Source organism: Nonomuraea sp. NEAU-A123, from assembly GCF_018603905.1.
GTDB lineage: Bacteria > Actinomycetota > Actinomycetes > Streptosporangiales > Streptosporangiaceae > Nonomuraea.
Map to the genome: position 1 here is coordinate 67276 of NZ_JAHFZZ010000021.1, position 11380 is coordinate 78655.

The 11380-nt window shown below is 70.7% G+C and carries 8 protein-coding genes; 5 read left to right on the forward strand and 3 right to left on the reverse strand.

Annotation, left to right across the window (positions count from 1 at the left end; genetic code table 11):
* Window positions 1–19 precede the first annotated feature (19 nt).
* Window positions 20–733: an SDR family NAD(P)-dependent oxidoreductase gene (locus tag KLK06_RS44565; RefSeq protein ID WP_214641789.1), complete on the reverse strand. Its 714-nt coding sequence runs from the start codon at window positions 731–733 to the stop codon at window positions 20–22.
* Between the two features lie 233 nt (window positions 734–966).
* On the opposite strand from KLK06_RS44565, the gene KLK06_RS44570 reads away from it, so the two are divergent.
* Complete coding sequence (locus tag KLK06_RS44570) at window positions 967–3765, forward strand: AAA family ATPase (RefSeq protein WP_308168725.1); 2799 nt, start codon at window positions 967–969, stop codon at window positions 3763–3765.
* Here KLK06_RS44570 and KLK06_RS44575 read toward each other — a convergent pair.
* Both KLK06_RS44575 and KLK06_RS44580 read right to left on the reverse strand, forming a co-directional pair.
* Window positions 3701–4396: a type 1 glutamine amidotransferase domain-containing protein gene (locus KLK06_RS44575; protein ID WP_214641790.1), complete on the reverse strand. Its 696-nt coding sequence runs from the start codon at window positions 4394–4396 to the stop codon at window positions 3701–3703. The two genes, KLK06_RS44570 and KLK06_RS44575, sit on opposite strands and share 65 nt — an antisense overlap.
* A gap of 139 nt (window positions 4397–4535) precedes the next feature.
* Window positions 4536–5429, reverse strand: coding sequence for a LysR family transcriptional regulator (locus KLK06_RS44580; protein WP_214641791.1), 894 nt, complete (start codon window positions 5427–5429; stop codon window positions 4536–4538).
* 109 nt (window positions 5430–5538) lie between these two features.
* Here KLK06_RS44580 and mtnA point away from each other — a divergent pair, with 109 nt between their 5' ends.
* From mtnA to scpA, 4 genes are all read left to right on the forward strand, one after another.
* Window positions 5539–6477 carry an S-methyl-5-thioribose-1-phosphate isomerase gene (gene mtnA, locus KLK06_RS44585; RefSeq protein WP_214641792.1) on the forward strand — a complete coding sequence of 313 codons (939 nt, stop codon included), beginning with the start codon at window positions 5539–5541 and terminating at the stop codon, window positions 6475–6477.
* A gap of 97 nt (window positions 6478–6574) precedes the next feature.
* Complete coding sequence (locus KLK06_RS62675; protein WP_214641793.1) at window positions 6575–7348, forward strand: N-acetylmuramoyl-L-alanine amidase; 774 nt, start codon at window positions 6575–6577, stop codon at window positions 7346–7348.
* Window positions 7349–7415: 67 nt separating this feature from the next.
* A complete protein-coding gene (locus KLK06_RS44595) occupies window positions 7416–9224 on the forward strand; it encodes a methylmalonyl-CoA mutase subunit beta (RefSeq protein ID WP_214641794.1) in 1809 nt (602 codons plus the stop codon).
* The gene (gene scpA, locus KLK06_RS44600) at window positions 9221–11374 is read left to right on the forward strand and encodes a methylmalonyl-CoA mutase (protein ID WP_214641795.1); all 2154 of its coding nucleotides are present in this window, start codon (window positions 9221–9223) and stop codon (window positions 11372–11374) included. Before KLK06_RS44595 ends, scpA begins: the two co-directional genes overlap by 4 nt.
* Window positions 11375–11380: the final 6 nt, after the last annotated feature.

An 11380-nucleotide genomic window follows, 5' to 3' on the forward strand; every position in this document is an offset into this window, starting at 1 on the left:
CGAAACCTCCGTGCCGAGTTCAGTGTCCGGCGCTCTGGCCGCCGTCGACGTGCAGGATTTCGCCGGTGACGAACTGGGCCTGCTCGAGATAGACGATGGCCTCGACGACGTCGTCGATCTCCCCCATCCGCCCGATCGGGTGCAGGCCGTCGAGGGCTTCGTGCGTTTCTGGCGGGTGCATCGGGGTGCGTATGACGCCGAGTGCCACGGCGTTGGCGCGGATGCCGCGGGCCGCGTACTCGATGGCCAGCGACTTGGTCACCGCGGTCAGCCCGCCCTTGGTCAGTGAGGCGAGTGCCGAGGGCACCTGGGAGTTGGCGTATTCGACCAGGGACGTGGATACGTTCACGAGGTGGCCGCCATCGTCGCGGGTGAGCATCGCGGCGACGGCGCCGCGCGAGATGTCGAAGAAGCCGCGCAGGTTGATTCCGGTCACGGCGTCGTAGTCCGCGTCCGTGTAGTCGGTGAACGGCTTGGCGATGAAGATCCCGGCGTTGTTCACCAGCGTGTCGATCCGGCCGAAGCGGGCCAGTGCCCGCTCGACTATCTGGGCACCGGTGCCCGGCCGAGACAGATCGCCGGGCACGGCAAGGATCTCGGGATCGTCGGACGGGCGGATGGAGCGGGAGGTCGCGACAACGCCGTAGCCGAGTTTGCGGTACGCGGTGACCACGGCCGCGCCGATGCCCTGGGAAGCTCCGGTGACGATGGCGACTTTCTTTGTTGGGCGCATGCCTGAATACTCCGTGCGTTCGGCGGTCGGTCGAGCCAGGGAAAAGCCCTGGTCGTGCCTCAGCCAGGGACTTCGACGGGCGCGAGGACCAGGTATCGAGCAAGCCGGTCATTCACGCCCGTGCGTTTGGCTTGAGCAAACCTTTATTCGGCGAAGACGCAGGCCGCGAGGACGCCGTTGTAGCGTGTACCGGGGCCAAACCGCGACAAAGGCGGGCAAAGGTGGCATATCCGGTGCATAGCACAGGTAACGGGGAGAAAGTAGGCCTGCTCGGGCGCCAGATCGAGTGTGCCCTCCTCGACCGGATAATCGGCGCCGTCCGCATGGGGGAGAGCCGCGCGCTCGTGGTCCACGGTGCGCCTGGCGTCGGAAAGTCGGCGTTGCTCGACTACGTGCGGAATTCGGCCGACGGCCTGCGCGTGCTCCGTGCGGTCGGCATCGAATCCGAGATGGAGCTCCCGTTCGCCACGCTGCATCAGTTGTGCGTGCCGTTGCTCGATCGGCTGAGGAATCTGCCCGCGCCGCAGCGCGCCGCGCTCGAGACGGTTTTCGGGATACGAGCGGGGAGCGCGCCCGATGGCTTCCTGATCGGGCTGGCGGTGCTCAGCCTCCTGTCGGACGCTTCGGAGGTATGTCCGCTGCTCTGCCTGGTCGACGACGCCCAGTGGATGGACCGGGCTTCGGCGCAGGCCCTGGGCTTCGTCGCGCGCCGGCTGCCGGCGGAGTCGGTCGCCCTCGTCTTCGGCGCCCGCGAGTGGGCCCAGGACCTGCTCGGACTGCCGGAACTGGAGGTCGCCGGGCTCGGTGACGCCGCCGCGGACACCCTGCTGACCTCGGTCACGCACGCCCGGCTCGACCAGCAGATCCGCGATCGGATCGTCGCGGAGACCGACGGCAATCCCCTCGCCCTGCTGGAACTGCCGCGCGGTCTGACCGTCACCCAACTGGCCGGCGGATTCGGCCTCCTGCACGCCGACACGCTGCCGGGCCGGATCGAACAGAGCTTCCTGAGCCGGATCGAGGACCTGCCCGAGCAGACCCGGCTGCTCCTGCTGATCGCCGCCGCCGAGCCGGTGGGCGACCCCGCCCTGGTGTGGCGTGCCGCCGGCCGGCTCGGCGTGACGCCGGCGGCGGCCCTGGCCGGCGGCACGGACGGGCTGCTGTCGTTCGACGTACGCGTGACGTTCCGTCACCCGCTTGTGCGGTCGGCCGTGTACCGATCGGCGACGGAAGAGGATCGCTGGGCGGCGCACCTGGCCTTGGCGGAGGTCACCGACCCGCAGGTGGACCCGGACCGCCGCGCCTGGCACCTCGCCTCCGCCGCGGCCGAGCCCGACGAGTCCGTCGCCGCCGAGCTCGAACGCTCCGCCGGCCGTGCGCAGGCGCGCGGCGGGCTGGCCGCCGCGGCGGCGTTCCTGCAGCGATCCGTGGCGCTGACCGTCGCCACCGCGCGGCGCGCGGACCGCGCGGTGGCGGCCGCGGATGCCACCCTCCAGGCCGGCGACCTCGACGCCGCACGGAAGTTCGCCGACATCGCGGACCGGGACGCCCGGAACGAGTTCCAGCGGGCGCGAGCCCAGCTCGTACGGAGCCGGATCGCGTTCGCGGCCGACCTCGACAGCCAGGCGCCGCTCATGCTGCTGACGGCTGCGCGGCGGCTCGAGCCCTTCGACAGGGACCTCGCGCGCGAGACCTACCTGATCGCGTGGGGCACCGCGGCATTGCTCGCGGACGCCGACAGCCTCAAGGCGATCTCCCAGGCGATGAGAGCACTTCCGGCGGCGATGGGAACTCCTCGCGCCCTCGATCTCGTGATCGAGGGCTGCGCGCTGCTCGTCACCGACGGCCGGGCCGCTGCCGTCCCCGTACTGCGGCGGGCAGTGACCGCGCTCGCGGATCTTCCGGCGCGTGACGTCCTGAAGTGGGGCTGGGTGGCCAACGGGGTCAGCTCGGCCGTCTGGGACGACCAGGCCATGCGCATGACGGACGGCCGGGCAGCCGAGGTAGTACGTGCCGCCGGCGCCCTGACCGACCTCCCGTTCTGTCTCGCGTCGCTGGGGATGGCGACCACGTGGACCGGGGACTTCACCGCCTCCGCGGCGATCGTCGCCGAGGCCGACATCATCGCCGCGGTAACCGGCGTTCCCCTCGCGCCGCACGTCAAGCTCCGGCTCAGCGCCTTGCGGGGCCGGAGCGCCGAGGCCGAGGCGCTCATCGAGGAGGCCCGTGCGGCTGGTCGGTCAATGGGGGTCGCGGTCGCCCAGTGGGCAGCCGCGGTCCTCTACAACGGGCTCGGCCGCTACCAGCAGGCGATGCCGGCGGCCCAGGCCAGTACGCAGATCGCGGAGCCGTGGGTCTCGGTCTGGGCACTGCCCGAACTCATCGAGGCGGCGGCGCGCGTCGGTGACGAGAAGGTCGCCCATGGCGCGCTCGATCGACTGGCGGACGCGGCGGAGCCGTGCGACACCGACTGGGCGCAGGGCATCCTGGCCCGCTCTCGGGCGCTGCTGAGCGACGGAGCGGCTGCGGATCACCTCTATCGCGAGGCGATCGAGCGGCTGGGACGGACACAACTGCGTCCCGAACTCGCGCGTGCTCACCTGCTGTACGGCGAGTGGCTGCGGCGTGCGCGTCAGCGGATCGAGGCGCGGGATCAGCTGCGTACGGCGTATGAGATGTTCGTGTCGATCGGGATGGAGGCGTTCGCCGAGCGCGCCCGCCATGAGCTGCTCGCCACGGGGGAGACCGTCCGCAAGCGCGCGATCGAGGCGTCGTCGAGTGACGAGTTGACGCCGCAGGAGAAGCAGGTCGCGCTGCTCGTGCGGGACGGCTTCTCCAACCCGGAGGTCGGCACCCGGCTCTTCCTCAGCCCGCGGACGGTCGAGTGGCACCTGCGCAAGATCTTCACCAAGCTGTCGATCACCTCCCGCAGGCAGTTGCGCGATGCTCTCCCCCAGACGTCTGCCGCTACTTCAACGCCTTCAGCAGCCGCTCCGCCAGGACCGCGGCCGAATGGGGATTCTGCCCGGTGATCAGGTTGCGGTCCTCCACCATGTACGGCTTCCAGATCTCCCCGCGGCTGAACTCGACGCCGACCTTCTCCTTCAGCTCGTCCTCCAGCAGCCACTGCGTCCTGGAGGCCAGCCCGACACCCTCCTCCTCATCATTGGTGAAGCACGTGACCCGGTAGCCCTTGAAGGGCGACTCGCCGTGGATCCTGGTGGCCAGCAGCGCGGCGGGGGCGTGGCACACGATCGCGAGCGGCTTGCCCGAGGCGAGCGCCGCCGTCAGCAGCCGGCCCACGTCGGCGTCCTGCCACAGGTCCTGCATCGGACCGTGGCCGCCGGGCAGATAGACCGCGTCGTAGTCCTCGAGGCGGGCGTCCGACAGCTTGATCGGCCGCCGCAGCTGCTCCGCGGAACGGATGATGGCCTCCAGATCGAGGGCTCCCTGCTCACCGCCCGCCATTTCGGGACGCAGGCTCATCATGTCCACGTTCGGCGTCACGCCGTCGGGTGTCGCGACCACGACCTCGTGGCCTGCTTCCGTGATCGCCTTGTACGGGTTCGCGAACTCCTCGGCCCAGTAACCCGTCGCGTATCTCGTGCCGTCTCTCAACGTCAGGTACGTGGCTCCGGTGACCACGAAAAGTAGCTTCGCCATCGATCACTCCTCCGGTCCGGGGTTCGAGGCCCGCGTCCGCGCCGCGGAACCGCCGCCCGCTCCAGGCTTGCGCACGAAGCGGCAGGTGGCACCCGTGAGACACCCTGGTTCCCTCCCTGGACCAAACCCCCCGGTCGGGTCAGAGGTGAGTACTGAGGGGGCCGAGGTCGGTGACGACCCGGGCGAAGGCCCGGATGAGGTCGTTCTCCGCCTCTGTCCGCCAGACCAGGCCGAAGGTGAGAGGCCGCAGGTCGGTGACGGGCAACCAGGTGATGTCGGGACGGGAGAAGTAGCGGGCGGAGTGGGCGGGCAGGATGTTGACGGTCTCGCTGATGCTGACGAGGGAGAGCAGCTCGTCCATGTTCGTGACGAGCGGGCCGCGTTCGATCGGGTAGCCGCGCGGGGTCTGGAAGGGGACGAAGGTGTCCTCCCAGTAGGCGGGAACGGGCCTGGCTCCGGAGTGCTGGAAGTGGGCGACGTCCTCCACGGAGACCGCCGATCGTCCGGCCAGTTCGTGGTCGGCGGCGACGGCCAGCAGCCGGCGGTCCGCGAACAGGGTCGGGCCGACCGTGAGATCAGGCTCCTCGACGGGCAGCCAGGTGACCAGGAGGTCGGCCTCGCCACGCCGCAGGACGCCGAAGGGGTCCACGAACGACGCGTGGCGGAGCTGGAGTTCGCAGTACGGGTGGTGGGCGCGGAAGGTCGCCCAGTAGGGGCGCAGGTCGTGGGTGTTGACCGGCATCATGCCGATCCGGAGCCGGGCGGTCTTGCCTCGGGCGGCCAGCTTGGCCCGTTGCATGCTGTCCATCAGCCCCGCGTAGAGGGGCCGGAGATCGGCGCGTAGCTGCTCGCCGATCGGTGTCAACCGGACCGTCCGGTTGGTCCGGTCGAACAGGAGGGCGCCGATCTGGCGTTCCTGCTTCTTGATCACCTGGCTGATCCGGGCGGGAGTCACGTGGAGCCGCTCGGCGGTCCGGCCGAAGTGCAACTCCTCGGCCAGCGTCAGGAAGATCTCGATGTCACGCAGCTCCATGACCCTCCCTCACGTTGACTTGCGTGCTTCGTCGTTGTTTGCGGCTTTCCCCACGCAGATCCTAAGAGCCGGAAAGGCGCAGACGGTCGTGGACGGTTACGGTTTGGGCGTGAGAACGATTGACTGGGTAGACGGCGCGGTCGAGCTGGTGGATCAGACACGGTTGCCGGACGAGTGCGTCATGGTGCGAATCGAGACCGTCGCGGACCTGATCGACGCCATCCGGCGGCTGGCCGTGCGCGGGGCGCCCGCGCTCGGCGTGGCCGGGGCGCTCGGCGTCGTGCTGGCGGCCGGCGACCAGGACGCCATAGCGAAGCTGCGCGCCGCCAGGCCCACCGCCGTGAACCTCGCCTGGGGCGTCGACCAGGCCGCCGCCCACCTGCCCCAAGGCCGGCAGGCCGTGCTCAAGGCCGCGCTGCGGATCCGCGACGACGACATCGCCGCCTGCCAGGCCATGGGCGAGCGCGGCGCCGACCTCCTCGAAGGCGACCGGCTGCGCATCATGACCGTGTGCAACACGGGTGGGCTGGCGGCCGTCGAACGGGGCACCGCGCTCGGCGTCGTCCAGACCCTGCACGAGCGCGGCCGGCTGGCCGAGGTGCTCGCCCTGGAGACCCGCCCCCTGCTGCAGGGCGCCCGGCTCACCACCTGGGAGCTGGCCAGGATGGGCGCGCCGCACCGGCTCATCGCCGACTCCGCCGGACCGTACCTGCTGGCCAAGGGCGGCATCGACGCGGTGCTCATCGGCGCCGACCGCATCGCCGCCAACGGCGACACCGCCAACAAGATCGGCTCGTACGCGCTGGCGCTCGGGGCCGAGCGAGCCGGGGTGCCGTTCATCGTCGTCGCGCCCGAGACCACCATCGACCAGGCCACCCCGTCCGGAGAGCACATCGAGATCGAGGACAGAGGCGCCGACGAGATCGTCAGCATCAGGGGCAGGCGGGTGGCGCCGGAGGGCACGCGGGCGCTGAACCCGGCCTTCGACGTCACCCCGCACGATCTCATCACCGCGATCGTCACCGATAAGCGGGTGATCAGGCCTTAAGCCGGTTTAGGTACCAAAATAACCAGATCTACCAACCTTTCCGCGCACTCCGGGCTACGCTCAGTGGTCACATTCCCCAACCCCCGGAGAGCACAAGGTGCCCATCGACCTCGTGTTACGGCGCGACTGGCACGCCCGTGAGCGGCACGGCGACTACACACAGCTCGACTCCACCAAGGGAGTTAAGGTCCACTACACGGGCGGCCGGGTCGATCCGGGCATCATCGGCGACCACGCGGTCTGCGTGTCGCTGGTGCAGTCCATCCAGGGCTACCACATGGACGGCAACGGCTGGATCGACATCGGCTACTCGTTCGTGGCCTGTCCGCATCGCAAGGTGTTCGAGGGGCGGGGGCTCCACCATTTACCCGCGGCCAACGGGGCCGGGCTCAACGCGGGCCACTACGCCGTGCTCGGCCTGGTCGGCAACGCCGGGCTGGTGGAGCCGCCCGACGGGGTGCTCCACGCGATCCTGGACGCGGTCGAGTACGTCCGGGAACGCGGCAACGCGGGCAACGAGATCAAGGGACACCGGGACGGCTACTCGACCGACTGCCCGGGCGAACCCCTCTACGCGTGGGTCAAGCGCGGCGCTCCCCGGCCGGGTGGCGGCACCACCCCGCCGCCCGACCCGACGACGCCGCCGTTCCCCGGGCGGCTGCTGAAGTACCCGCCCGTGATGCGTGGCGAAGACGTGCGCACGTGGCAGCAGCAGATGAAGGTACGCGGCTTCGAGATCGACGTCGACGGCGCCTACGGCAGCGGCTCACGCGAGGTGTGCCTGCGTTTCCAGCGCGAGCAGGGCATCGACGACGACGGCATCGTCGGGCCGACCACCTGGCGGCTGTCATGGGAGGCACCGCTGACCTGACGGTGGGGTAGGTCAGGGGCGGGCCCGGGGTTACTGGGTTCGGCGGGCAACGCCTACTATCCGAAACATGCATCTGGCAGCGGGCTTTCCTACCACGAACCGGGACGATTGGCGGGCCCTGGCGCTCGAGGTTCTGCGTAAGTCGGGTGTCGAGGCCGGGTCGCCGGAGGAGGCGCTGTCCAGTGTCACGTATGACGGGGTGACGCTCGCGCCGCTCTACGACGCCGCCGACCTGCCCGAGCACCTGCCGCGCGCTCGCCAGACGGCGGGCGCCGGGTGGGACGTGCGGCAGCGGCACTCCGTTGCCGACGCCGAGGCCGTGCTGGCCGATCTGGAGCACGGGGTCACCTCGCTCTGGCTGGTTCTGGGTGACGGCGCGATCCCGGTCGGGCGGCTCCCCGACCTCCTGCGGGAGGTCTATCTGGACCTCGCGCCGATCGTCCTGCAGGCCGGGGCCGAAGCTCGGGAGGCCGCCGAGGTCCTGTTCGGGCTGGCGGCCGAGCGCGGCGTCTCGCCGATGGGCAACCTGGGCGCCTCGATCGGTACGGCGGGACGGGACGCGACGGTCGAGCTGGCGGAGCGGTGCGCGGAGGGTTTCCCCGGGATGCGGGCCGTCATGCTGGACGCCACGCCGTACCACGACGCGGGCGGGAGCGACGCCGACGAGCTCGGCTGCTCGATCGCGCTGGGGGTCGAGCACCTGCGGGCGCTCACCGGCGCGGGGCTCGGCGTCGAGCGGGCGTTCGGGCAGCTGGAGTTCCGCTATGCCGTCACCGCCGATCAGTTCGCCACCATCGCCAAGCTGCGGGCCGCGCGCACGCTCTGGGCGCGGGTGGCCGAGGTGTGCGGGGCGGCGGACGGCGGGCAGCGGCAGCACGCGGTGACGAGTTCCGCCATGATGACCGCCCGCGACCCCTGGGTGAACCTGCTCCGCACCACCATCGCCTGCTTCGCCGCCGGGGTGGGGGGTGCGGACGCGGTGACCGTGCAGCCGTTCGACGCGTGCCTGGGTCCGCCGGACGCGTTCGCCCGGCGGATGGCGCGCAACACACAGGCGCTGCTGCTGGAGGAGGCCGGAGCCGGAAGGGTGGCCGACCCGGCGGGCGGCTCCTGGTACGTCGAGCGCCGCACCGCCGACCTGGCCAACCGTGCCTGGGCCTGGTTCCAGGAGATCGAGGCGGCCGGGGGGATCGGGGCGGCGTCCGAGCTGGTCGCCGGGCGGATCGCGGACACCAGGCGGCGTCGTGCCGACGACATCGCCCACCGGCGTTTCCCGATCACCGGCGTGAGCGAGTTCCCCGACATCGCCGAGAAGCCGGTCCGCGGACAGCCCGTCCCGCGCGCAGGCGAGGGCGGACGGCCTCCCGTAGCGGACATTGGCGAGGGCGAGCGTCCCTCGCGTGAACGGGTTTCCGAGGGTGAGGCGGGCCTCGCGGGGGAGGGGCTGCCGGAGATCCGGTACGCCCAGGAGTTCGAAGCGCTGCGGGACCTCGCCGACGCGCAGCCGGAGCGGCCCGTGGTGTTCCTGGCCACCATCGGCCCCGTCGCCGCCCACACGGCCCGTGCCGCGTTCGCCGCGAACCTGTTCCAGGCGGGTGGGCTCGCCACCGAGTCCGCCGGGCCGGGGACCGACCCCGACCAGATCGCCACCGCCTTCGCCGTCAGCGGCTCGAACGTCGCCTGCCTGTGCTCCAGCGACAAGATGTACGGCCTGCACGCCGAGCCCGTCGCCGCCGCGCTGAGACGGGCGGGCGCGAGAAAGGTCTGGCTGGCGGGGAAGGGGGACTACGAGGGCGTCGACGACCGCCTCTACGCCGGGTGCGACGCACTCGCCGTGCTCCGCACGACCTTCGACGACCTGGAGGTGACGCGATGATCCCGGACTTCTCCGCCATCCCGCTGACCGGCCCTACCCCCGGCGAGCCCGCCAAGCCCGCCGCACCCGGCGAGGTCTGGGAGACGCCCGAGGGGATCGCGGTCAAGCCCGTCTACACGGCCGACGACCTCGGCGGGCTCGACTTCCTGGGGACCTATCCGGGCGCCGCGCCGTACCTGCGCGGCCCCTATCCGACCATGTACGTCAACCAGCCCTGGACGATCCGCCAGTACGCGGGCTTCTCCACGGCCGAGGACTCCAACGCCTTCTACCGCCGCAACCTCGCCGCCGGGCAGAAGGGGCTGTCGGTGGCGTTCGATCTGGCCACGCACCGGGGCTACGACTCCGATCATCCGCGCGTCGCCGGGGACGTGGGCATGGCCGGGGTGGCGATCGACTCGATCTATGACATGCGGCAGTTGTTCGACGGGATCCCGCTCGACCGGATGTCGGTGTCGATGACCATGAACGGCGCGGTCCTGCCCGTGCTGGCGCTCTACATCGTGGCGGCCGAGGAGCAGGGGGTGGCGCCCGAGCAACTGGCCGGGACCATCCAGAACGACATCCTCAAGGAGTTCATGGTCCGCAATACCTACATTTACCCCCCAGCCCCATCAATGCGCATAATCTCGGATATTTTCGCGTTTGCCAGTGAAAAGATGCCGAAGTTTAATTCCATCAGCATCTCCGGCTACCACATTCAGGAGGCCGGGGCCACCTGCGACCTCGAGCTGGCCTACACCCTGGCCGACGGGGTCGAATACCTGCGGGCAGGCGTCGCCGCCGGGATGGACGTCGACCGGTTCGCGCCCAGGCTGTCGTTCTTCTGGTGCATCGGCATGAACTTCTTCATGGAAGTCGCCAAGCTGAGAGCCGCCCGCCTCCTCTGGGCCAATCTCGTTTCCGGATTTAACGCGAAAAATCCGAAATCGCTGAGCCTCCGTACCCACTCCCAGACCTCAGGCTGGTCCCTCACCGCGCAGGACCCGTTCAACAACGTCGCCCGTACCTGCGTCGAGGCCATGGCCGCCACACAGGGCCACACTCAGTCCCTGCACACCAACGCCCTCGACGAGGCGCTCGCGCTGCCCACCGACTTCTCCGCCCGGATCGCCCGCAACACCCAGCTCCTCCTTCAGCAGGAGTCCGGCACCACCAAGGTGATCGACCCGTGGGGCGGCTCCTACTACGTCGAACGCCTCACCTACGATCTCGCCGAACGCGCCTGGACCCACATCCAGGAGGTCGAGGCCGCCGGCGGCATGGCCCGCGCCATCGAGGCCGGCCTGCCCAAGCTGCGCATCGAGGAGGCCGCGGCCCGCGCCCAGGCCCGCATCGACTCGGGCCGCCAGCCCGTGATCGGCGTGAACAAGTACCGCACCGACGCCGACGAGCCCATCGAGGTGCTCAAGGTCGACAACAGCTCCGTACGGGCGCAGCAGCTCGACAAACTACGCAGGCTCAGGGCCGAACGCGACGACGGCGCCGTGACCCACGCGCTCGACGCCCTGACCAAGGCCGCCGGCAACCCCGCCCCCGGCCTCGAGCACAACCTGCTCAAGCTGGCGGTCGACGCCGCCCGCGCCAAGGCGACCGTGGGCGAGATCTCCGACGCGCTGGAGCGCGTCTTCGGGCGCCACGCGGAGCAGGTCCGTACCATCTCCGGCGTGTATCGCGACGAGGCGGGCCCGACCGCCAACATCGAGCGGGTACGGCACGCGTGCGCCGCCTTCGAGCGCGCCGAGGGCCGTCGCCCGCGCATCCTGGTGGCCAAGATGGGCCAGGACGGCCACGACCGCGGCCAGAAGGTGATCGCCACCGCGTTCGCCGACCTGGGGTTCGACGTGGACGTCGGCCCGCTGTTCCAGACGCCGGAGGAGGTGGCGCGGCAGGCCGTCGAGGCCGACGTGCACATCGTCGGCGTCTCCTCGCTGGCGGCCGGCCACCTGACCCTGGTGCCCGCGCTCCGGGAGGCCCTGGCCGGGCTGGGCGCCGACGACGTGATGATCGTGGTCGGCGGCGTCGTCCCACCGGGCGACTTCGACGAGCTGCGCGCGGCCGGCGCCTCGGCGATCTTCCCTCCCGGCACGGTGATCGCCGACGCCGCCCTGGACCTGCTGGAGGAGCTCGCGTCCCGCCTGGGGCACTGAGCCGGT